Annotated in this window: 29 protein-coding genes; 7 read left to right on the top strand and 22 right to left on the bottom strand. The window is 38.5% G+C overall.

The features are described 5' to 3' along the window. Nucleotides 1–5 precede the first annotated feature (5 nt). From QMF79_RS09885 to QMF79_RS09920, 8 genes are all read right to left on the bottom strand, one after another. Nucleotides 6–746 (bottom strand): DUF6651 domain-containing protein, encoded by a 741-nt coding sequence (locus tag QMF79_RS09885; RefSeq protein WP_281773724.1) that lies wholly within the window; start codon nt 744–746, stop codon nt 6–8. A 93-nt stretch (nt 747–839) separates the two neighbouring features. After that, a complete protein-coding gene (locus QMF79_RS09890; RefSeq protein ID WP_111313696.1) occupies nt 840–1193 on the bottom strand; it encodes a DUF2513 domain-containing protein in 354 nt (117 codons plus the stop codon). Between the two features lie 8 nt (nt 1194–1201). Further along, nucleotides 1202–1480 carry a hypothetical protein gene (locus QMF79_RS09895; protein WP_281773725.1) on the bottom strand — a complete coding sequence of 93 codons (279 nt, stop codon included), beginning with the start codon at nt 1478–1480 and terminating at the stop codon, nt 1202–1204. Next, nucleotides 1477–3057, bottom strand: a complete 1581-nt coding sequence (locus tag QMF79_RS09900) for an ADP-ribosyltransferase domain-containing protein (protein ID WP_281773726.1) — start codon at nt 3055–3057, stop codon at nt 1477–1479. Before QMF79_RS09900 ends, QMF79_RS09895 begins: the two co-directional genes overlap by 4 nt. Then, the gene (locus tag QMF79_RS09905; protein WP_281773727.1) at nt 3023–4411 is read right to left on the bottom strand and encodes a DUF4055 domain-containing protein; all 1389 of its coding nucleotides are present in this window, start codon (nt 4409–4411) and stop codon (nt 3023–3025) included. The genes QMF79_RS09900 and QMF79_RS09905 overlap by 35 nt, the downstream gene beginning before the upstream one ends. A 9-nt stretch (nt 4412–4420) precedes the next feature. Then, nucleotides 4421–5773 (bottom strand): PBSX family phage terminase large subunit, encoded by a 1353-nt coding sequence (locus tag QMF79_RS09910; RefSeq protein WP_281773728.1) that lies wholly within the window; start codon nt 5771–5773, stop codon nt 4421–4423. Then, the gene (locus tag QMF79_RS09915; protein ID WP_005705660.1) at nt 5733–6137 is read right to left on the bottom strand and encodes a hypothetical protein; all 405 of its coding nucleotides are present in this window, start codon (nt 6135–6137) and stop codon (nt 5733–5735) included. Before QMF79_RS09915 ends, QMF79_RS09910 begins: the two co-directional genes overlap by 41 nt. After that, nucleotides 6130–6819 carry a ParB N-terminal domain-containing protein gene (locus tag QMF79_RS09920; RefSeq protein ID WP_281773729.1) on the bottom strand — a complete coding sequence of 230 codons (690 nt, stop codon included), beginning with the start codon at nt 6817–6819 and terminating at the stop codon, nt 6130–6132. The genes QMF79_RS09915 and QMF79_RS09920 overlap by 8 nt, the downstream gene beginning before the upstream one ends. 93 nt (nt 6820–6912) lie before the next feature. On the opposite strand from QMF79_RS09920, the gene QMF79_RS09925 reads away from it, so the two are divergent. Further along, complete coding sequence (locus tag QMF79_RS09925; RefSeq protein ID WP_065265164.1) at nt 6913–7419, top strand: hypothetical protein; 507 nt, start codon at nt 6913–6915, stop codon at nt 7417–7419. A gap of 37 nt (nt 7420–7456) precedes the next feature. Here the strand turns inward: QMF79_RS09925 and QMF79_RS09930 are convergent, their stop codons facing one another. The 4 genes from QMF79_RS09930 to QMF79_RS09945 are packed head-to-tail and all read right to left on the bottom strand — an operon-like array spanning nt 7457 to nt 10223. Then, entirely contained in the window at nt 7457–8284 is an 828-nt protein-coding gene (locus QMF79_RS09930) for a nucleotidyl transferase AbiEii/AbiGii toxin family protein (protein WP_281773730.1), read from the bottom strand. Continuing rightward, the gene (locus QMF79_RS09935; RefSeq protein WP_111353937.1) at nt 8257–8721 is read right to left on the bottom strand and encodes a hypothetical protein; all 465 of its coding nucleotides are present in this window, start codon (nt 8719–8721) and stop codon (nt 8257–8259) included. The genes QMF79_RS09930 and QMF79_RS09935 overlap by 28 nt, the downstream gene beginning before the upstream one ends. A gap of 18 nt (nt 8722–8739) precedes the next feature. Beyond that, nucleotides 8740–9189 (bottom strand): DNA repair protein, encoded by a 450-nt coding sequence (locus QMF79_RS09940; protein ID WP_065265161.1) that lies wholly within the window; start codon nt 9187–9189, stop codon nt 8740–8742. Continuing rightward, entirely contained in the window at nt 9189–10223 is a 1035-nt protein-coding gene (locus tag QMF79_RS09945; protein ID WP_281773731.1) for an IS1595 family transposase, read from the bottom strand. The genes QMF79_RS09940 and QMF79_RS09945 overlap by 1 nt, the downstream gene beginning before the upstream one ends. An 85-nt stretch (nt 10224–10308) precedes the next feature. Here QMF79_RS09945 and QMF79_RS09950 point away from each other — a divergent pair, with 85 nt between their 5' ends. Next, nucleotides 10309–10641 carry a helix-turn-helix domain-containing protein gene (locus QMF79_RS09950; protein WP_281773732.1) on the top strand — a complete coding sequence of 111 codons (333 nt, stop codon included), beginning with the start codon at nt 10309–10311 and terminating at the stop codon, nt 10639–10641. Between the two features lie 217 nt (nt 10642–10858). Here the strand turns inward: QMF79_RS09950 and QMF79_RS09955 are convergent, their stop codons facing one another. From QMF79_RS09955 to QMF79_RS09965, 3 genes are read right to left on the bottom strand one after another with little or no spacing between them, the layout of a single operon-like run. Further along, nucleotides 10859–11884, bottom strand: coding sequence for a serine/threonine-protein kinase (locus QMF79_RS09955; protein WP_281773733.1), 1026 nt, complete (start codon nt 11882–11884; stop codon nt 10859–10861). Beyond that, the gene (locus QMF79_RS09960) at nt 11881–12339 is read right to left on the bottom strand and encodes a hypothetical protein (RefSeq protein ID WP_281773734.1); all 459 of its coding nucleotides are present in this window, start codon (nt 12337–12339) and stop codon (nt 11881–11883) included. The genes QMF79_RS09955 and QMF79_RS09960 overlap by 4 nt, the downstream gene beginning before the upstream one ends. Before the next feature lie 52 nt (nt 12340–12391). Next, nucleotides 12392–12796 (bottom strand): helix-turn-helix domain-containing protein, encoded by a 405-nt coding sequence (locus QMF79_RS09965; RefSeq protein WP_281773735.1) that lies wholly within the window; start codon nt 12794–12796, stop codon nt 12392–12394. A gap of 173 nt (nt 12797–12969) precedes the next feature. Here QMF79_RS09965 and QMF79_RS09970 point away from each other — a divergent pair, with 173 nt between their 5' ends. The 3 genes from QMF79_RS09970 (at nt 12970) to QMF79_RS09980 (ending at nt 16297) form a co-directional block, all read left to right on the top strand. Beyond that, entirely contained in the window at nt 12970–13167 is a 198-nt protein-coding gene (locus QMF79_RS09970; protein WP_281773736.1) for a hypothetical protein, read from the top strand. 2 nt (nt 13168–13169) lie between these two features. Beyond that, a complete protein-coding gene (locus QMF79_RS09975; protein ID WP_281773737.1) occupies nt 13170–14120 on the top strand; it encodes a hypothetical protein in 951 nt (316 codons plus the stop codon). Between the two features lie 1046 nt (nt 14121–15166). After that, nucleotides 15167–16297 carry an IS1595 family transposase gene (locus QMF79_RS09980; protein ID WP_281773738.1) on the top strand — a complete coding sequence of 377 codons (1131 nt, stop codon included), beginning with the start codon at nt 15167–15169 and terminating at the stop codon, nt 16295–16297. Nucleotides 16298–16511: 214 nt separating this feature from the next. Here the strand turns inward: QMF79_RS09980 and QMF79_RS09985 are convergent, their stop codons facing one another. Genes QMF79_RS09985 through QMF79_RS09995 form a run of 3 tightly spaced genes read right to left on the bottom strand, consistent with a single transcriptional unit; the run spans nt 16512 to nt 17930 of the window. Continuing rightward, a complete protein-coding gene (locus tag QMF79_RS09985) occupies nt 16512–17207 on the bottom strand; it encodes a phosphoadenosine phosphosulfate reductase family protein (RefSeq protein WP_281773739.1) in 696 nt (231 codons plus the stop codon). A 3-nt stretch (nt 17208–17210) separates the two neighbouring features. Beyond that, nucleotides 17211–17393, bottom strand: a complete 183-nt coding sequence (locus tag QMF79_RS09990; RefSeq protein ID WP_281773740.1) for a hypothetical protein — start codon at nt 17391–17393, stop codon at nt 17211–17213. Nucleotides 17394–17453: 60 nt separating this feature from the next. Further along, a complete protein-coding gene (locus tag QMF79_RS09995; protein ID WP_119222779.1) occupies nt 17454–17930 on the bottom strand; it encodes an ASCH domain-containing protein in 477 nt (158 codons plus the stop codon). Between the two features lie 145 nt (nt 17931–18075). On the opposite strand from QMF79_RS09995, the gene QMF79_RS10000 reads away from it, so the two are divergent. After that, nucleotides 18076–18459 carry a hypothetical protein gene (locus QMF79_RS10000; RefSeq protein ID WP_281773741.1) on the top strand — a complete coding sequence of 128 codons (384 nt, stop codon included), beginning with the start codon at nt 18076–18078 and terminating at the stop codon, nt 18457–18459. Then, entirely contained in the window at nt 18447–18695 is a 249-nt protein-coding gene (locus QMF79_RS10005; RefSeq protein WP_281773742.1) for an XRE family transcriptional regulator, read from the top strand. Before QMF79_RS10000 ends, QMF79_RS10005 begins: the two co-directional genes overlap by 13 nt. 112 nt (nt 18696–18807) lie before the next feature. On the opposite strand, the gene lysC is transcribed toward QMF79_RS10005, so the two are convergent. The 4 genes from lysC to QMF79_RS10020 are packed head-to-tail and all read right to left on the bottom strand — an operon-like array spanning nt 18808 to nt 20080. Further along, nucleotides 18808–19083: an Rz1-like lysis system protein LysC gene (gene lysC, locus QMF79_RS10440; protein WP_425591897.1), complete on the bottom strand. Its 276-nt coding sequence runs from the start codon at nt 19081–19083 to the stop codon at nt 18808–18810. Then, nucleotides 18980–19321 (bottom strand): DUF2570 family protein, encoded by a 342-nt coding sequence (locus QMF79_RS10010; RefSeq protein ID WP_281773743.1) that lies wholly within the window; start codon nt 19319–19321, stop codon nt 18980–18982. The genes lysC and QMF79_RS10010 overlap by 104 nt, the downstream gene beginning before the upstream one ends. Next, complete coding sequence (locus QMF79_RS10015; RefSeq protein ID WP_281773748.1) at nt 19294–19848, bottom strand: lysozyme; 555 nt, start codon at nt 19846–19848, stop codon at nt 19294–19296. Before QMF79_RS10015 ends, QMF79_RS10010 begins: the two co-directional genes overlap by 28 nt. Beyond that, on the bottom strand, nt 19835–20080 hold the full coding sequence (locus tag QMF79_RS10020; RefSeq protein WP_281773749.1) for a hypothetical protein: 246 nt from the start codon (nt 20078–20080) through the stop codon (nt 19835–19837). Before QMF79_RS10020 ends, QMF79_RS10015 begins: the two co-directional genes overlap by 14 nt. Between the last annotated feature and the right edge of the window lie 58 nt (nt 20081–20138).

The raw sequence follows: 20138 nt of genomic DNA on the forward strand, positions 1-20138 counted from the left end.
CCCGATTATGAATGTTGTTGCATATACGCAATTTTTTCTGCGTCAGTTTTGCATTCGGCAAGGGATTTCGGGGCATTACCACCGCCGGTTCCCGTGCCTGCACCTGAACCTGATGTACCTGATGGTTTTAAAATCGCATCTTTATTTGGATACGCCCCGACTAACGCCTCTAATGCTTCCTCAAAATCAGCTTTTTCACCTGGGCGTGAACGGCTGTAAATTTCATTGCCATCGGCGAACTTCGCGACCACTTTACCTTCATCTGAAATACTGAAATGCTTACCGAAGAAGGCTTGCACCACATCAGAAGGTAAATTTAAATGTTCTGCAGCATATTTAGAGCGAGCAAACGAACCACCAATCAGTTCTGCGTGCAATTGTGATTGCAGTTTTTCAGCGTGAGATTTGGATTCTGCCAGTTGTTCATCAAAGGTTTTACGCATTTCTGCTTTGACCTTCTCCACTTCGCCCGCATCAATCAGCTTCTTATCATCGAGATTTTTCACGGTTTCCAAGGCTTTGATAGCGGCTTTCGGATCGTCAATCCCTTCAAAGGCTTTCAATTTGGCTTCCACCGCCTCTTTTGCTTCACGATGTTGTTTGGCTTCACCGTTTAATTCTGCGATTTTGACGGTTGCTTTATTCGCATCAAAGGGAATTTCCTTTCCATCTGCGTGAACATACACAGGCATTCCGTCTTTCACCACCACATTGTTGTTTTCATCAAGTTTAAGTTTCATTGTCATAATGGATTTCCTTCCAGTTTAGTGAGAGTTGCCTTTTCCAAGGCGTAAAAAAACCGCCTACATTGCTGTAAGCGGTTAAATTTTTCAGTTTGTTTATAATGCCAAGCTAATTAAATTCGTTGCGACTGTTTTGATAACGTCAAATGACAAATCAAGGCTTTTACTTTGCACGGTTGCTTTCACTTTTTGCCATAAAGTATCGTTACGGATTTTATCGAGAAATTCGTGCCCTTGCCAGGTCAGCCCCGTGACATAAAAATCAAACTGCCCAATCGAAGAGCTATCCATTCCTTCGATTAAGCCTGCTTGATGCAGTAACTTAAAATGATAAGCGACAGTTACACGATCAAAGCCTTGAATCTGATCAGACATCAAAAAATCTTCAGGAACAGCCTTTTCTTCTAGTTTAAGCAGAATGCGACGGATTAAATCCCAGTTGCGTTTCATTGGATTGCCTAACTACGCTTAATAGCTTCAATCGCTTCTTCCACTGTTAAATTGTAATTATCAGTTACTCTGCGATAAAAATGGATAGCGTTCGGATTTTCTCGAAGTGCTTTTATTTTTTCAGCTTTTTCTTCTTCCGTTGGTTTGTGATTTTTGAGTTCTTCTTGAAACTCATCACATTCTTTAAGTACTTTTTTTGTATGCAGCACCCATTCCTCAAAAGGCATTCCATCTTCTTCGGCTAATTTTTTTTGCTCTTCTAAAGGTAAATCAAGAACTGATGTCATTTTTCCTCCAGTGTAATTTCCGTAACATTCTCATTGATAGCTCGTTTAAGAACCTTGAATTGAGTTTTATTTTTAAATAAAACTTCTCGTTCATCAGGATAATCACTAATATCTTCGATTATTTTACCATTCTTACTTTGAATAATAAATCGAACATTACCTTTAAAAGTTGATAAACTATTATCAATGCTTGAACTCGTAAAAGCTTTTTCTGTGACTATTTTACCTATCTGATATTTTTCTAATACCTCATCTGGCAAAGTCGTATCGCGATAAGTTACACCTTCGTAAGCAGGCGCTTTTTCCAACCCTTGATTTACCACAGCAATAAACCGATTATCAGTCAGTGTAAGATTATCATTACGCATATTTTGATTTAAATCCCAATAAAGCTCGCTCGTGTAGGCTTTCATTGCAACAATCTCGTGATGAGTAATGTTATAAGCGGCTTTAAATGCCTGAATTTTAGGACTATTTTTTACTTCTTCTGAAATACGTTGATAAATATCTTCCGCTATCCAAGATTGCGTATAGGATTTTTGTAAATCCCTCAACGTCAACGCCCTGCCAGATTGGTCTAACATATCCGAAAACGTAATCACACCACGTTGCCATAAATCGGCTTTACCTTTACCCAGAATCTGCTCTTTCTCTTCAGCTGTTTTACTGTTGAGCCAACTCTCATAGTTAACCCTCTCATCAACTGGACCGTCCATTGATGCACGGGTGCTGGTGGGCATTTCTTGCATTCCTTGCACGCCTAATTCTTCCCAGCTTTTCGTCACAAGCTGGAGAATACTGCGACAACGAGGGTGCAACGGTGGGCGTTTGTAGGGAATGTTATGCCCGATTGGCTTTTTGTCTAAATCCCATCGCTTGCCATCACGCACTTGGCAAACGGTAGAAGTCCGCATATCAAGGGTGGAAAGATGCTCTTCTCCTTGCAGAATATCAAGATTGGCATCACGCAAAGCTTCGTGGGCAGTGTCAGCCACTTTTGCCACAGCAGTAATGACTAAAGTATCTGCGGTACGACGGCTAACGCTCATTAACTCACGCACTTCAGTGGCAAGTTGTCCGTTTTGTTTGCCTTCGGCAACGCCTGTGCGAATAATCCCCTCAAATTTAAAGGCTAAATCGGCACGCTGTTTATTCCACCATGCTTCTAACGGTTGCCCTTCAATCACAGCAACGTTTTTAATCGCTTTAATCCGTTCTTTTGGCACATCATTAAACAAATCAAAGCCGATTTCATCATTATAAAGCTGGCTGATTTTGACTGCTTCAAGCGGTAAAAAACCGCTTAACTCGTATCGAGTGTAAGCGGTCGTTTCTTGATACGTTTTTGCAATTTCCGTTTGCAGTTCGGTGAGCAGTTTATCCAGTTTTTTAGCGGGCAAGGCTTCGACACCGATAGCACTGATGCGGTTAATCAGCAATTTTTGCAGTGCATTTAACCGCTTGTACACCTGCTGGCGTAAATGGGCATCATAGCGAAAATGCAGAATTTTACGGTCAGTTAAAGCGTGGGCAATGCGTTGTCTAAGTGTTTGTTTCTGATGTTTTTTCGAGGTCAAAATGCATTCCCTCCGATTGCAGGCGTTCTTGCTCTGTATCCCATTCTAAGCCGTCGGCTAATAATCCACGGCGTTTGGCTTCGTCAAAGGTGGATTGATTCGAAATCACGCCCGCATTACGCAACTGAATCACGCTTGCCATTGAAGCGGACGGGTCAAGATCGTTTTCAATGTTGCCCGAAATCTGCACGTTACCCACTTGCTCTTTGGCAATGCCAAGCCAATGCCCTGTATATTCCAAGGCTAAATCAATCGCATCTTCAAAACGATTAGCAAGCAATCGCAATTGGGAAATTTCCTTACCCGCTTCATCACGAGCTTGGCTGTCAGTCATTGCTAAGGCGGTTTTAGTGAGCAACTTCGCCCCTGCGGTTTTCATTTGCTCTTCTAAGTCTTTCAAGCTTGCCATTCCTGCTTCAATCGCTTGTCCAGAGTGTTCGACAAATTGCATTGAGCTACCCGTCGGAAGATGAACCGCACTGCCACCAATAGCAAGCTGTTTCACTTCATCATTGGAATAAATCGCTAACAATGGCACGCGAGCAATGTTAGTGATGTTGTCCTGATCGGATTGGCTAGACCAATGCTTGATATTCAAATACGCCAACTCCATTAAAGGCGGCTCAATGGCATTGGTGAGTTCGTTACGCTTGGTGATAAATGGCACGACAGGCACAAAATCAAGCGGTCGATTTTGTGCCGTCAGTTGCAATTCCGATTCAAAACGAAACTCACCCTCTGCTTCGCTAAATTTCCGCACTTTGCCGATTTCATACACATAAACGTGCTTCACGGTTTTCACGCCAAATTCACCCTCCTCAACCTGTTCATGGACAACATAGCGAAATTGAGTAATCGCTTGTTTACCATTGACTCGTGCGGTTTTAATGCCTAACACTTGATGCGGTTTAATATGCACCCAATAAGGACGGGCATTTAAGGCTTTCTCTTCCGCACGGCTTTTCACCGCTTCAACACGCGTGAAATCAATCAAAGCAAAGGAGCAACCATATGCCAAGGCGGAATAAAACCAGCGGGAGGCGAACACATCAAGGTTATTGCCTACTAAATCCACATCATCAAAAAGGGCTTGCACTGTTTCTGTCACATCGGCAACGTCAATCGGGTTGAAGAACACACGCCCTGTCATTTGCGAAAGGGTTTCCGACAAGGCAGGATAAAGGGTCGAACGCTCAAGGCGTTTGCGGTAACTATCGGGCTCTACCATTTCCATTTGGAAAAGGTAGGTTTGTGCGGCTTTTCGCATTGTTGCCGTGCCACCGAGTAAATCATCAATGATTTTAGTTTTCTTGGTTAATTCCACCATTTCAGCGGTGGGAAGATGAACTGACATAGTGAATCCTTAATAGAGTTTGAGGGCGGTTTGTTTGAGCACATCGCGTCTAATTGGGGCAAAGCACATCACGAGTGCATCCGCTTTATTTGGTGAGGGAATACCACGCTTACGCATATCTTTCTTACTTTCTACCCGCACTTTGCCGTTATTATCGTAATCTACGCGAGGGCGAGAGAGTTCTGCTTTTAAATAGTCCAAATCAGGTATATCGCTACTGAGTGAAATCATTTCATCAACGGAATAAACATCGCCATATTTGATCGCACGATAGGTCTTATAAAAACGATCTCGTAATTGCCACCACGCTTGAGCTTTAATATTGCCGAACATATCGCCGTTTTTCTTGCCTTGTGTGTAAAAGGAATCAGGATTAAACACTGCAGCACCTGCATTAAAGCCGATACAGTTGATCTGATTCGTCTCAATTTCTCGGTATTTTGCTTTCACACCCGCACCAACACCGATAGAGTCGAAAACAATTTCATCTGCTTGCCATTCCACTGCTTTTGAATGGGTACGTAATGCGGATTTAATCACATCTTCGCCCCGCCACTCCTCTAAACCAAGCACCACAGAACCGTGTGCAAAACAAATAGCATTCGCATCAGCCCCATCATCGGCAACGTCAAAGCCCACAATTTTTCGACCGCTTGCAGCGAAATTTAACCGCTTGTGAGCATCCACCGCACATTCAATCCAAACAGGCTTAATGATTGATAAGTCTGAATCTGCCACTGGCTCACCAAGCCAAATATGACGGTAAAGCTCAAAATCCCGCTCTTTGCAACTTTCCATCTCAAGCCGCAACGTTTCGGGAAAGTAGGGGTTTTCAGTAAAATTAACCTTTTGAACAAAGGCATTATGAGGAGGGTTGATCACAAACCGCTGGTAAGTTGGATCAAGCAAGTTTTTCGGGTTAAACGTAATCCAAATTTCAGAACCCTCTTTACGAATAGTTGGGATCAAAATATTCCAACTTTCATCAGAGACGTTTTCGGCTTCTTCAATCCAAACTAAATCAATCCCCTCAAGTGATTTAATTTTGTTCGGATTATTTTTGATGCCATAAAACATAAATTCAGCACCCGTTTTCAAGCAATAAATCGCATTGCGTTGTACTTCAAAATCAGCCAAATAACCTAAATCTTCGATCGTGTCCGCAATCAACTTAATCACCGAATCACTCATCGAATTTTGCAACTCACGCCCACAGAAAACACGTACTTTAGAACGCATTGCAATTTCAACTAAAAGCTGAGCTACTCCCCAAGATTTACCGCTCCCACGCCCACCATAAAGCACCTTATAGCGAAATGGGCTAATTAGCGGTTGTAGTATCGGATTTAGTTTCTGTCGCATCGCCAAATAACTCCGATAGTGATGGTAGTTTTTGTTCTTTTTTTACTTCAATTTCAAGTTGATTACCTTCTTTCCAGCCGCCTTGTGTTTTTAAGTAAAAAATCTGAGCAGTAATATTGCCTTCACGAGCTTGTTGAATAAGAGATTTTGCAACCGTACCGATCGCATTTGTTCTCCCTTTTTTATAGCGTACCGAAACCTCTTCTTGTCGTTCCATAATACGATGAAATGTAGTTCTACCAATGCAGAAATAATCTGCTATCTGGTCTAAAGTAAGAAATGATGCTAATGCCTCTACTTGAGCAAGTTGATCATCATTTAAAACCGTTGCAGGACGACCGCCTTTATTTTTCTTATCAGCCATCAGAACCTCTCTTCAATCCTTGCAATGCAGCCGCACTTACCCAACTTTCGTGAGCAGGAATTTTCATACTTTTGAGCAATTCTCGCTTTTCTTTTTCGTCTTTACACACCACAACAAAATGGAACTCCGCAGAGTTAGCCTCTTTTAATTTTTCCGTACTCTCTTTACGGTGAGCCTTAATCTCGTCGAGGGATGCTTTCGTCTCTTTAACTTCTGGATCATCTTCAAACAACTCACTGAAACGACTATCTCCATCAAATAATAAATCGACATCTAAACGGTCAAAACCCATATCATCAAACGAAACACCAAGCTCTAAATTGATTTCTGCTAATAAATCAGTTTGCCAAGTCCCTTGTGCTGAAGGATTATTAAGAAAAACTAGCATCGCCAATTCATCTTTTTCTGGTAAATCAACTAAAGCAACATCAAGCTCATAATCATTCTTACCGTCTTTGTATTTTTCGTGTTTATCCATCACTGCCAAGCGTTGATGACCACCGAGTAAATAACCTGTTCTTTTGTTGACAATTAGCGGCTGCAATAAACCGATCTCTCCCATCTTGTTGAAAAGTGTTTTTTGTGCCTTTGCATCAATTTGTCGAGGATTTTTAGGGTGTGGCAAAATATCACTCCGCTTGAGCGTTGCCATCTCGTATTTCTGAAGCTTTGTTTTTGCCATCGCCGCGGCATTATGTAGCAGTTGCACAAAGATTTAACCACTTGAAAACACTACAATCTCCATTGAACTTACAATTCAATGGAGATTTTTATTATGTCAGAAGCCTATCTAATTTCGCAAATGGTAAAGTTACTTGAGAAATGCCATAAAGAAAAAACGATTGTCTCTTATAGATTGAAAGAATTGGTTAATCAAGAGAAATTATTAGAAGCACAGATTAGCTCTTTTACAACATCTTTAGGATATATCGATCCCAATTTTGATTTTAACACGATTAAAAAGGATTATGATGCTGCAAAATTACTTCGTCAAAAACCATTCAATAAGAATTTATCGTATCTAATTTCAGAAGTATTTAAACAAAAGAATCAATGGCTAGATTTATATTTAATCACTTCTTATGCGATTAAAATAGATAAAGAGTTATTAACCACTCATTACCCTGAAGTAACAATACAGCATAAATGTGCTATCGGAAATGCACTGCGTAAGTTATATAAACAAGGAATCATTGAGCGACAAGAGAAGTACTTACATTATAAGATTAAGAAAAGAGGAATGTTTGATACATCAGAATGGCGGTTAAAATCGTTTGAATAGGGGGAAGGAATAGCGGTAGAAATACCGCTATTATCATTTAGAATTTCATTTTAAGCGAGGACGACACAACATTTTGTGGTGTTTCTTCTTTCTTATTTGTTGCTTCATCTAGCAATGCTTTAAATTGCTTTTGAGCATTAGGCGTTAATGCCTGCATAGCTGGGTGATTGTGCATTTGTTGCGTGAAATAAATCATTTCTGCCATTTCATTTAGCTCAAGTGCAATTTGTTCAACGTCCATAATCTTATTTAGTAATGGATCGGCTTCAATATCTTCCCGATATAAGCTCACTAATTTATCAGGATCTTGTGAAAAACCTTTTAAACGTGCAGCAAGTTCATCATCGAAATGTTCAGCATAATGGCTTGCTAAGAAATGCAAATCAAATAAATCACGCCCTTTCGTTCGAATATTATCACCATCATAAGCGGCGTGCAGTTTGTTATCAATAATGCGTTCTACCGATGAAAAACGAATGCCATCTTTAACCGTAATTTGCTCATCTGATGCGGGTGTTCGGTAAGAAATTTCCATTTTTAGGGCATCTTTGACACCTGTATCACGGATATGATAATTCACAATATAACGGCTCACTGTATCTGTATCTTTTTTCACATTAATCTCATCAATGACAATACCGTGCGGAGCTGATGCTTTAATTTTATTGAGCAAATTTAACTTCTTACCAGAGTCAAAATCTAAATCTTCGGAAAAACGGTTTAAGCCGTAACCGAGATAAAGTGCTGTACCGCCCTTTAAAACCAAAGGCGTATCAGAAAGATTTTTTAGGATATTCACCATCAATTTTTCGTGATGTTTATCACGTTCCGTGAGCATTACATTATCGGGTTTTTGCGTTTCCATAATTGTAAATTTTCCCATTCTTGTTCAGTTAAGTGTGGTTCAATTTGATTCAGCAAATCATAAACTGACTGTTTATCTTCATCATTAGGGAACCAATCATCTAAAATAACACGTCCGATTGAGCCTGTTTGAAGTACAGCGGTATAGAGATAATCCACGCAAGCACGGGGGTGGTCGGCAAGCCAAACAGGATAATTTTTAGGGTAATATCCCATTTCATTTAATCGTTTAGTGCCATCAATTACGCCTAGATTTCCCAATAGATGATTAGTGTTTCTTTTTTGGTTTTCACCGTAAATGTAAAAATCTTGCGGATAAGCATCATCATTTAACGCTGCCGCACTATGCCAATCGCCCGTACCATTTGGACTATGCACGTTTAATGCCACAATACTACTTACATAGCGTTTAGGGTGTGTTTGAGGAATATACAGCATAAACTTTCCTTAAATTGATTATGTTTTAAGCTCATTATCTTTGAATTTCCATTTCACGTCCACCACATTAATTTCCAATCGTTCTACAACACCTTTATCAAGCCAATGCTTTAACGCAGCACGCATCGACACGGTATGTTGAGGGTGAATGATAGGTTCTTGACCGCACTTGATTAATACGCGTTTAATCAACTCATTCACGGTAAAATATCGGTCGGGTTCGGCTTTTAATTCTGCCAGTAATAATTGGCGGAGTTTCCCTTTAAATCGCCGTTTATAAGTACGATAAGAGTAAACCTCGGTATCGTATTCATTAGTCAAAGCTTCGGCTTCCATCACCTCTAAGGCATCTTGGAGCTTTTTGATTTTGCTATCAACCAATTCAAGGTGTTCTAATACTTGCTTTCGTTCACGCTGCAAGCGGTCGACTTTCGCCTGAATTTGACTAAGGTAGATTTTCTTTGCCATTACATCATGAGCCTTTCTGCTGGGCGGTGATTACCTTGCCAATAGCCTTGCCAGTCGGTTGCATTGTCGGTGGCAAGGCATTGCTCAAGCGTACTGTTGAACAAGCTAAGGTTATCGACACGGCGATTATCTTCACGATAAGCACATTCATTGGCGTAATTATCGAGGTATTTATTGCTGATTTTATGGTGCGTGCCGATAATCATACGCTTAAAGCGACTGAAATAGCTTTCTGCAAGATTGTTAGTGATACCTTCATCGCTACGGTATTCTTTTTGATGGTTCACAAGGCGTAAATCGTAGTGAATCATCAATTCGTCATAAGCCGAGTTTTCGTCTGCGTGAATGCGACTACCTGCTTTAATGTAGGTGGTGGCAAGTTTATTCACGACTTGGGTATTTTCCGATAAAATCTGAAACGTTAAGGTTTTCTTCGCACCAATTAAGTGCGGATTTTGAGCCGTTTCTGCTTCACTATAACGGTTTCGCATCACCAAAATAGAACGTTTATTCGGATTTGCATTCGCTTTTAAACGTCTATCGACACGTTCACTTTTCTTGTTTTTAGGACGTGGGGCGGAATGGATGTAAGTGCCGTCGATATGGATTTCACCTGAAAGCGGAAATAACTGTTTCTGAATTTGTAAACTTTCACGGATTTTGTGAGCAAGTGTAAAAGCCGTCTTATATTGCACGTTTAAATCGCGCGAGAGTTGGCAAGCGGAAATTCCCTTTACCGCATTCACAAATAATGCAATAGCAAATAAATAGGTTTGAATCGGCAACTTATGATTCGCAAAAATCGTCCCTGATGTAATGCTAAAGGTATGCTTACAATGTTTGCATCGCCACTGTTTACGAGTAGAGATAAAATAGGCTTGATGTTGTACACCACATTTAGGGCAAACTTGTTCATTTTCACTTCTCCAGCGCAATTCATGCAATAAAGAAAATGCATCTGCATCAGATAGTTGAGCTATCTTTAGCGGACTTAATTTTCTTGCAGAGCTAGATAACAAAAAATGCTGTGCCATAAATCTAAAAAAATGTACAATGTGGGTATATAAGATGATTTAATCATACTCAAAAACTACACAAAAGTCAATATGGGATACAAAAATGAGTATAAACAACCGTTTAAGAGAGGTGATGGAGTATAAAGGCTTGAGTATTAAAGCCTTTGCTGAATTACTTGATGTACCTTATCGCACCCTTCAGAACTATTTGCTCAATGAACGTGATCCAAGTGCTGAAGTTTTGATAAAAGTTAGTGATGTGTTGAATGTTGATTTGAATTGGTTAATGCGGAATGAAGGAGAAATGTTTTATAGTTCAATAAATAGCTCTAAGTTAAACGAAAAAGAGCAACAGCTAATTAAGTATTATCGGAAAATGTCTAATGATACTCAAATTGCATTTGATATAACATTCAGAAATTTGATAGAAAAGTAGTCGTATATCTCCAAGCAATAGATAAAAGAAAACCGCCACAATAGCGGTTTGAATTAGTCTTTTTCTTTTATTACAGCAACAAAATAGTTCCCCTCCTGTTTATAGCCTATAATTTTTTGAGCATTTTGTTTTGATTCTGCTGTTGGCTCATTTCTTTTAGACTCAACAAGAGAGCATCTTGATTGAAATGTTTTTCGATCTACTTTTATTGCTATTTTCATATTAATTTTAGTAAAAAAGCTCTAATGCCCTTAGCCTTAGGAGTATATTTCCTACCATTTTTTGTTACTCTATAATCTTTATAGTCATTTTTACTAGTACTCACTATGTAACTTAGACCTTTTTCATCTTCAAAGTTCCACTGATGATTAGATTCTGTACTGGTATATTGCCAATCTAATCCCTCGTGCTCTATTTTACTCAAATCATTTAAGATTGCCCTAACGCTAGAGTATCGTTTGCTCACATCAACTTCTAGACATTGGCAAATAATTCTCATTAAAGTCTCAGGGATATGTGGTAAAACAATACTGCGGTTCGGAAATTCTTTCTTATTTAAACTGTCCAAAAAACGCTCACGAGACACACGTACTTTTTCAAATTGTTCATTAAAGGCTATGTCACCAATACACATTCGATACAACGTCAAACCAATTTGAAATATATCAAATTGAACTGTTGCCCAGCCTAAACAGTTGCCATTATCGTCCCAAATTTCAGGAGTCGTATGTTTTATATAATGTCTGGTTACTTGATACCACCCGTTATTATCGGTGTAATCTGCAAGTCCAAAATCCGATAATAAAGCTTCGTTATTATCAGAAATAAGAATATTATCAGGTTTAATATCTAAATGCAGAAGCCCCTTTGAATGAATATGTGCTACACCACTAATAAATTGAATGGCATAACGAATAATTTCTCTCGCTGTTAGCATTCTATTAGCCATTATAGATTTTAATGAGCCGTTTTTATAAAATGGCATTGCTATATAAACATTACTATCATCTTTACAGGCATATTGAATCTGAACTACATTTGGATGTGAACTTGCATAGAGAATCTGAGCTTCTAACAATAGTTTTTGGGTATCTCCTGAATTTGGTATCTCTTTTACAACAATTTGAGCATTCATATATTCATCATGTGCGAGATATACCCTAGAGTTTTTACCTTCCTGTCCAATTTCTTTCTCTTTATGGAAAGAAACTAATGCCGGTGAATAAACTTTTTCCATCGTCATTGTGCCACCGCCACTGCAACTAGCATTGCTTCTATTTCTTCTTTATTAAAGTCAGAAACACTCATATCAATCCCTGTATTATTAGGCTTATTTTCAATATATTTTTTTAATTCTCTAGCATTAGTATTTAATCGACTAGCAATCCCTGAAAGCATTAATGTTTTATAACTTTTAATTTGGCTACTAGCGAATGTTTCCTGAATTACACCTTCAAGATATAATCGTTCTATTGAGATGGATTGAGCATTTCCTTCAGTAATTTTTATGCCAGCTTTTTCAACTTTATATTCGCGTAATAAATCTAAAATATTGTTACGAATATATTTTAATTGCTCAGGGATAATAAGAGCTTGTGGAACACTAATTTTTTCAACATTCTTAAATGAATATTCATTTGAATCAAAAATAGAAAAATAAATAGTTTTGGGAGAAACCCTAATACCTAAAATATTCATTTGTTATCTCTTTCTTCGAAAAATACGGTAGTCAATTACATTTTTGTTTTAGTTATTCAGGCATTACTACCTTCAGTAAATCTTTTAATGCCTGAATCTCACTATCTTTTTGTTCAAGCATTTTGGTAAGTAAACTTTCCTTTTCTCTAGCGTGAGAAAGCTCTAACTTCAACCGCTCAATCTCAATCAACATTTGAGTTTCTCCACCACCTTGATAGACCGAGCCTAGCGGCGATTCAATTTGGAAACAGATATTTTGACCATCAGACTGCATCAGCTCTACAACATCAATATCAAACACTTGAGCAATTTGCTCCAGTTTATCTAGATATAATTTTGTTTCGCCACGTTCAATTTTGGCATAGCCATTTAATGACATATTCAGCTTTTCAGCCATTTGCTCTTGCGACCATGCTTTAGATTCTCTGACTTTTCGGATTTTTTCGTTCACACTCACCGCATCACCCACTATCAGGTTAGCTTACCCACAACTAGGGAAGCTAATAGACACTACCTGTTGCTAGTTAATTTATAAGTCAAATTTTATCATAAAACAACTAAATTACACACGCCCAGAACCATATATTCATTCAAATTTAACCTATCTAATTAGGCATTTAAGGACAAATTATGAAAGAAATCATCTACTTTTATCTCATTGTTGGCTGCTACGTTGCTCACCGTAAAACCGCTGGGCTTGACGTTAATTCTCCCGATTTTCTCAAAACTTACTTAAAGATAGTATGTATATATCCGAAAGACTTGTTTGCAAAATTTAGTAAGAAACAACACGAAGAAAGCAATAAATCTCAACAAACAGGGGAATAATCATGAATTTTAACAAATTTGGAAAATTTATTTTCCCTACTGTTGCTACACTTTGTACATTAGATGTTTTATCGTCGGTATATGATGACATGTCCTATTATGATCCTTCTTATCGAGAATCAGGAAATTTAGATGAAGCTGGATTTCCTAACAATGTAAAAAATACGTGTCGTTCAGATGTAGAAATGATCTCTGCTAAGGGCATGCTATATCGTCATGAATATATGGATTATTTTGTTGAAAATAAGATAGATCTGAGAAATAGCGAGTATTTTCCTAGATATGATTGTAACAATGATGATTCATTAAAGCGTAAACAGGCAGAAGCCACAGAGTATTTAGAGAAAAATTTTGAATCATTACAGAGTGATTATAAGGATCACCTTGATAAGGCTAAAAAATATCTACTTTCCGAGAGTTCCTATGAAATTAAAAATGCTAATGGTCCAAATATTGAATATGAACACGCCCTTTATAAAGATAAAGGAAGAGTTAAATTAGATTTAGAAAATTTAGTTTCCTCTTTTAGTATTGAAGAAGCAAGTGGAAAACCTTTTGACCAATTGGTGTTTTATATAGAACCATCTCAGAAACAAATAGATTTAATTTCTAAGTTAAAGGATTGGTCAGAACAAGCATCTTATAGGGTAAAAATGAATCTAAAATTAGGTAGTCTGAAAGACTTTATGCGTCATGGTTGCAATGCAGACACTAAAACTTACAGAGGTTCTTTGGGTTTACTTAATGGAACGGTGGTCAGTTCTGATTCTGCATGTATAGCGACAAAGTTAGTTGATGGTGAAATTAATATTATAAAATATGATAGTATTAAAGAAGAATATCAAGATGAGTTCACTAATGATTCGACTACTCCGTATGCGCGCGTCTCTTCTCCAGATGATGAAAAATTACGTTGGAAATTAGTGGCTTCTATACCAATAAAATGGGAATAAGAAACCGCTAATAATTTTATATTATAGTTTAGGCAACCTAGTAATGGTTGCTTTTTATTGAAACAATATTCTATCTGATCTAATCTGATATTGTATGTGTAAGCTGTTTACCTAATCCATTACAGATTACTAGAAAATCACCTTGCGATGTTATAAATAACATATCCTATCCTATTAAAAGGAACTCACTATGTTAAAGTTTATTATTGTTAATCTGTTTAAAATTATCTATCCATTTATTAGTAGAAAATTCAATTTTTCACCTAAAGTAGATAATCTTGTAAATACGGTATTTAAGACTAATTATTGCAATAGTAGTGATTCTATTCAATATGAACACATCAACAGAAATCAGAGATGGGTTATATCTGATTGGTACTATCATTATTGGTCTTTATCTATTTTATATGTCAAAAAGGAAACAGTACCAATGTCAATATTGCTTCATTACAAGCAAATTATCTGAATATGAGAAACTTGATATGCAGCATACAGGTACACACCAAACAAGCACAACTCAATTGCGTTATTTAGATCAAGATCAGTTTTCTCATTACTACACAACAGATGTACATAATAAAACCACAAATTTTTATGACAGAAAATCTAAATGTCCTTGTTGTGGCTATGAACAGGTTATCAAGGTTCAACGAACAACTAGAACCTGATTATTCATACTTGTAAATCAACCCCGAAAGGGGGGGTACTTGACGAATCCATCATTTAGGATTACATTCAAATCTCATTCTTTAGGAAAAAATTCCCACCAAGAATGACTACAATTTGCCAACGAACCACTATTTAATTAAGCCTAACATTTCCTTATTGGAAGTAAGATGAACCAATAGGCGTAGAACCTTGCATTTATATCAAGATTCTATTTTAAGTTTGTCGCCATTTTTATTTAAAAATCCACGGATTTCTTTGTGGTGTTACGGTATTCGAGACATAAACGCTTTGAGTCGACTTGAATTTTCAAGTGGGCGATTTTTTATGTCTAGCGTTTAGCAATCTCGAATGCCTTGTACTACACAAGGAAATTCACAATGGCTCAACATCACCTATTAGCAAGTAAATCCAAAAATATCGGACTAAAAGATATTTTCCGTTTAACCGAAAGCGAAGCCTTTCACCTGCTCAAAGTAAAACGCTGGGGCAATCCTGATAACATTCGCGATGTTTGTTGTCCGCATTACGGCATTCGCCACCACGCCTATTTTCTCGAATCTCGCAAACGCTGGTGTTGCAAACATTGCCAACGTTATTTTTATATTACCACCAACACGATTTTCGCTTTTCACAAGCTCCCGTTAGTTGATATTCTTGCCACCACGTTATTGATGGTAAATAGCTCAAAAGGCATTAGTGCTATTGATATTAGCCGCCATCTCAACATCAATTACAAAACCGCATTCGTGCTTTGCCATAAGCTGCGTGAAGCTCTGTTCAAAACCCGTGATTTACGTCCAATGCAAGGCGAAATTCACGAAGATGGGGCGTGGATTAATTTTACCCTACGTAAGCCAAACTACCGCAAAAACAACTACAAACAACGCCAACATGAAAAAGGACGGAGATTTCCCAAATTCCGCCCGACTAAACGCTGTATTATCAGCTTGAACCAACGCTCCGCCAACGATGAACAAATGTGGGGTTCAAATCGCACCATTGTCGCGATGGATTACACCGAAAGTGCCAACACCGTATTCGCCTTAAATCAACGTTTTGTCACCGCAGGCAGCGATATTATGTGCGATGAAAATCCAGCCTATCACAACCTCGATTTCCATTACACGCGTTGGTCGGTCAATCATCAAGAAGCCTTTAGTGCCAAAGGCATAAACAACAACCTTGCGGAATCCTTTAACGCACGTTTTCGTGATTTACATCGTGGCGTACATCACAAAACCGATAATAAATATGCCCTGCATTACGCCAATCAAGCGGCATTTATGTCGGATAATCGTAGAAAATCCAATGGTGAATTATTTTCTGATGTACTTCAACGCTGTTTATGGGTATTACCACTCAAAGAATGGGTCGGTTATTGGCAAGGGAATCACCGTCAAGGTGAGTTAATCGGCATGCAAGCCTTTGCGCCCGAAGAAATTTCACAAAATTACTTCAAGCGATTAGAAGAACAGATGAAGTATGATGAAATGCTGTTGGCTGCATAACTTGTAACTGACTTAGATATATTTCATCAGATTTAAATAGAAAGAGATAATTAGCTTACCAAAATCGCGGTCGAGCGGATTAGCTACGCTCAAATCAGCGGAAAATGGAAAATTTGCGTGAAAAATGATGATGTTGTTAGTAAAATTTCAGAAAAAATAAATGCCTTTCGCGAGATCATCTCGGAAAGGCATTTAATTTGGAATACGGTTTTAGTCAATTTTCGGACTTTGTGCAACTGCTACATAATGCCGCATCGCCGTATAACTCATAATGTAAAGCGGCAGCCTCTACGAAAGGAAACCACCGCTTAATTTTTTCAAAATCTTTCGGATAATACGTCTTAATCGACCAAACATCCTTAGGCATTAACGACCTAAAACTGTGCCCAATTACAGCCGTTTCAGGTGCAGGCTTTAAATTATGATGCTTGATATAACGTAAAATATCCTCTTTCGTGAAGTTCGCCACTGGATAAAACCGCCCTCGCACTTCGTCGATACAACCTGACCGTTTGATCATAGCACGACGAATAATACTATCAGCAATACGTTCACCAGCAGCGATCCACCACGAATCATTGACTAAACGAGCATACCGATAACAATCATTAATATTGATAATTGGCACACTATAGTCTTCTTTTCTCAATGCACCTGCAGCTAAGATTTCCGATAATTCAAAATGAGGGATGCGTTCAATCGTAATCCCATATTTTTTCTCAGCGAAGTTGATAGTTGCTTCTTGAAAGCTCAAATCGGGCACTTGGTACATAAAGAAAGCTGAAACACGCTTGAAGTATCTACAACATAAATCAAGCGTAACCACCGAATCTTTACCGCCAGAAAAAGCTACAATAACATTATCCGTTATGCGTGATTGTGCTTTTATCGGATCGTAAAGTTTCGACATACATTAACCACCTTTACCACCCATTGATTTACGGCGATTAGCGGTTCTTTGTGCTTTTTTCGCTTCTCCTGCAGTTTTATGCATTTTAAAATGTGGTTTTGCATTACCTGTTGCTGCATTACCTCGGTATCCTTGATGGGATAAGTGCGTATTTGGCACAATTCGATTTATTGTAAATCCAGCCATAATATAAATTTACCTCATAAAAAAACCGCCCTATCGGACGGTTATCTTCACACATAGATTTTACCAAATTTGACTTCTTTTTGTTGGTTTTGCTTGAGGTTCAAACTCTCTCGCTTGCTTTAACCAATCATTAGTAGTTAAAACTGGTACTATCAGCTCATCTTCAACTTCAAAAAGGCGTAATTTGCCATACACCTTATTAAAGCGAACTGGAACGGGATTCTCTAAAACCCACGCATATTGATTTCTAAAATCAAAGCCATTTTCTAAAACAGCAGCTTCAAAATCAGACATTCTTAATTTTCTTACATCAACAAGATCAACATAACAATACATTACACCATACGGCATAACTAAAACTTCATTCTCTTTGCCACCAACTTCTTTAGATACATTAAAAAATGAATTTTTTTCTGCCAGAGAGGTACAAATAAGCAATTTACCACGGTAATCAGTTTGCCAACTTCTTACCTCTATCGTTTTCTCACCATTAGCGATTAAATGTGCCCAAGGTTGTCTTACAGATAACGCTTTCATATTTTTACCTTATATTAAAAATTCGAGATAATTTTAATCTTAAGTGTTGACAATGTCAATAATTATTTGCTAATATACCCACATCGGCAAGCAATACCACTTGTTAGATAACAAGAACCTATATACCAATATGGAGAATCGAACTATGTCAGTACAAATCGTATCTGAAAAACACATCAACGCAATTTTAACCTATGCACTTCACTCTTGCTTTACTTGCTACTATCAAGGGCATAGTTATAAAATTACACAAGATAATTACCAAGAAGCAGGGCAACGCCTACTGAGTGCAAACGTTAGATCATATAACGAACGCTATCAAGAAAGCGTAATGCTTTATTTTAACCCTAAACGCAGTCGTCAATGGTATAGCAATTTGCAAATTATTAAACTTTGCCACAGTTTAGCCTATCAATGCACCGAAAAACCTTTATGGAACGGCTCGCTAGAGAAAGCATTTTTAGAACAGCTTGCACGCTATGCATTGGAGACAATGACAGAGTATAACGAATTAGAATGGACGATTTAAGACCGAACGCAGAAAAATACTTCAACCCTAGCCGCGAATACTTCTCGCGGCTTATTAGCACTTTGCAAAATGATTTTAACCTTTCTACAAGTGAAATTAGCCGATTGATCGGAGTAAACCGCAGCGGTTTATATAACTATATGCGAACAGATGATCGATACCGTCCACACTCATATTCTTTACAGTTCACCCTTGAAGAACTAATTAAAAACTTGCAAGCAGAAAAATCAGAATAAGCCCTTATTGGGCTTTTTTTTCGGTCGAGCTTAAGCCCACAGGAACGCTGAAAATCGGGTATGTACACTCTCCGACTCCCTCCTCCGATAGTGTCTAGCACTAATCCCGTCTTCAATTTTTCTTATTTTTTTCTACATATTCACGAATATTATCCACCTGGGCCGCACACAAATCCCGCTCGCTCATTACTACAACCAGGTAATCTATTGCATCACCATAAGTAATTCCCTTGAAAGCAGTTTGCGTGCAAGGCGTTAAATAGGCTTGTGGTGGTGCTAAGTACTCAGTCTTTATTGTTACTCTTTGACTGCAGCTGCTCAATAACAGCACGAGGCATAGGCACACGAGCACACGGCTCTTTAACCAAAATTGTTTTAATGCTTTCACGTTTTACCTCTGCTTGTCTGCGTAACTCAATTACAATTGCTTGCTGATGTCTGACCGCTTCAATCTCTTGTTCCAGTTGAATGGTGAGATTGGCATTCGCTTGTTCTTGCTCAACAATCGTTTGGGCTTGTGCGAGGTTTTCGGCTCTTAAGTGTAATACCGTCTGATGCTGACCCCATAACCAAACACACAAGCTCAAAATGACTACGGTTAATGCGACGTTAAATCGGCTAAACATAATGCTTTCTCTTTCTCACGTCGTGTAGCTAAACCAGGTAGCTTACGCCCGCCAGCATAGACCCAACGAGAAAACTCATTGCACGCTTGCTTGTAATTGCCTGTTTGTAAATGCTTAAACATCGTGGACCTACTTACTGCACCGCAACCTACATTAAAAGTAATCGACACTGCAGCATCAAATACCGATTGCGGCAGCTGTTTACCATTGCCATATTTATTCACACATTGCTCGGCAATCACAATATCGTTCTTCCAACGCTCGGCAATTTCCAAATCAGAATATCTGTGTTTTGGATCGATTTTCTCACCGCTTGCTGCTGTTGAACCAATCCCCACCGTAAGTACATCCGCTGGGCATTGATACGGGTCTCGTCTACACCCTTCTGCATCGCCAATAATTTCCAAACCTTGCTTAGAGGTGCGAATTTCACCACCAAAATTGGCAAACAATAACGGAATAATCGCCGCCACAGAACAGACACCCGTGCCGAATCCTAAAGCGGTTCTTGTTTTAGATAACTTCATCATCTAATCCCTTCTTCAATCTAGCCATTCTAACTTGGTGCAATTCTTCTTTTCGCTCATTTTCTCGTTTTAACATTCTGCCTTCAGCACATTTTGAATACGCATTCACCACCGCTGTGATAATACCAATTGTGATACTGAGCAACATCAGGTTATTCTGATCGCCCAACCACGCAAGCAGTCCAGAAAAACCCGACCAAAGATAACTTTGATTTCCTGGGTCTTTAAACATTGATTTCATACTCCACCCCGTTTTCGAGGCATAAAAAAGCCCCGACTGGAAAACCAAT

The organism is Pseudohaemophilus parahaemolyticus, from assembly GCF_938021905.1.
GTDB classification, from domain to species: Bacteria; Pseudomonadota; Gammaproteobacteria; order Enterobacterales; family Pasteurellaceae; genus Haemophilus_A; species Haemophilus_A parahaemolyticus_B.

Coding starts and splice junctions, on each gene's coding strand:
- QMF79_RS09885 (WP_281773724.1), bottom strand. CDS start 746: ATGACAATGAAACTTAAACTTGATGAAAACAACAATGTGGTGGTGAAA.
- QMF79_RS09890 (WP_111313696.1), bottom strand. CDS start 1,193: ATGAAACGCAACTGGGATTTAATCCGTCGCATTCTGCTTAAACTAGAA.
- QMF79_RS09895 (WP_281773725.1), bottom strand. CDS start 1,480: ATGACATCAGTTCTTGATTTACCTTTAGAAGAGCAAAAAAAATTAGCC.
- QMF79_RS09905 (WP_281773727.1), bottom strand. CDS start 4,411: ATGTCAGTTCATCTTCCCACCGCTGAAATGGTGGAATTAACCAAGAAA.
- QMF79_RS09910 (WP_281773728.1), bottom strand. CDS start 5,773: ATGCGACAGAAACTAAATCCGATACTACAACCGCTAATTAGCCCATTT.
- QMF79_RS09915 (WP_005705660.1), bottom strand. CDS start 6,137: ATGGCTGATAAGAAAAATAAAGGCGGTCGTCCTGCAACGGTTTTAAAT.
- QMF79_RS09920 (WP_281773729.1), bottom strand. CDS start 6,819: ATGGCAAAAACAAAGCTTCAGAAATACGAGATGGCAACGCTCAAGCGG.
- QMF79_RS09925 (WP_065265164.1), top strand. CDS start 6,913: ATGTCAGAAGCCTATCTAATTTCGCAAATGGTAAAGTTACTTGAGAAA.
- QMF79_RS09930 (WP_281773730.1), bottom strand. CDS start 8,284: ATGGAAACGCAAAAACCCGATAATGTAATGCTCACGGAACGTGATAAA.
- QMF79_RS09935 (WP_111353937.1), bottom strand. CDS start 8,721: ATGCTGTATATTCCTCAAACACACCCTAAACGCTATGTAAGTAGTATT.
- QMF79_RS09940 (WP_065265161.1), bottom strand. CDS start 9,189: ATGGCAAAGAAAATCTACCTTAGTCAAATTCAGGCGAAAGTCGACCGC.
- QMF79_RS09945 (WP_281773731.1), bottom strand. CDS start 10,223: ATGGCACAGCATTTTTTGTTATCTAGCTCTGCAAGAAAATTAAGTCCG.
- QMF79_RS09950 (WP_281773732.1), top strand. CDS start 10,309: ATGAGTATAAACAACCGTTTAAGAGAGGTGATGGAGTATAAAGGCTTG.
- QMF79_RS09955 (WP_281773733.1), bottom strand. CDS start 11,884: ATGACGATGGAAAAAGTTTATTCACCGGCATTAGTTTCTTTCCATAAA.
- QMF79_RS09960 (WP_281773734.1), bottom strand. CDS start 12,339: ATGAATATTTTAGGTATTAGGGTTTCTCCCAAAACTATTTATTTTTCT.
- QMF79_RS09970 (WP_281773736.1), top strand. CDS start 12,970: ATGAAAGAAATCATCTACTTTTATCTCATTGTTGGCTGCTACGTTGCT.
- QMF79_RS09975 (WP_281773737.1), top strand. CDS start 13,170: ATGAATTTTAACAAATTTGGAAAATTTATTTTCCCTACTGTTGCTACA.
- QMF79_RS09980 (WP_281773738.1), top strand. CDS start 15,167: ATGGCTCAACATCACCTATTAGCAAGTAAATCCAAAAATATCGGACTA.
- QMF79_RS09985 (WP_281773739.1), bottom strand. CDS start 17,207: ATGTCGAAACTTTACGATCCGATAAAAGCACAATCACGCATAACGGAT.
- QMF79_RS09990 (WP_281773740.1), bottom strand. CDS start 17,393: ATGGCTGGATTTACAATAAATCGAATTGTGCCAAATACGCACTTATCC.
- QMF79_RS09995 (WP_119222779.1), bottom strand. CDS start 17,930: ATGAAAGCGTTATCTGTAAGACAACCTTGGGCACATTTAATCGCTAAT.
- QMF79_RS10000 (WP_281773741.1), top strand. CDS start 18,076: ATGTCAGTACAAATCGTATCTGAAAAACACATCAACGCAATTTTAACC.
- QMF79_RS10005 (WP_281773742.1), top strand. CDS start 18,447: ATGGACGATTTAAGACCGAACGCAGAAAAATACTTCAACCCTAGCCGC.
- QMF79_RS10010 (WP_281773743.1), bottom strand. CDS start 19,321: ATGTTTAGCCGATTTAACGTCGCATTAACCGTAGTCATTTTGAGCTTG.
- QMF79_RS10015 (WP_281773748.1), bottom strand. CDS start 19,848: ATGAAGTTATCTAAAACAAGAACCGCTTTAGGATTCGGCACGGGTGTC.
- QMF79_RS10020 (WP_281773749.1), bottom strand. CDS start 20,080: ATGTTTAAAGACCCAGGAAATCAAAGTTATCTTTGGTCGGGTTTTTCT.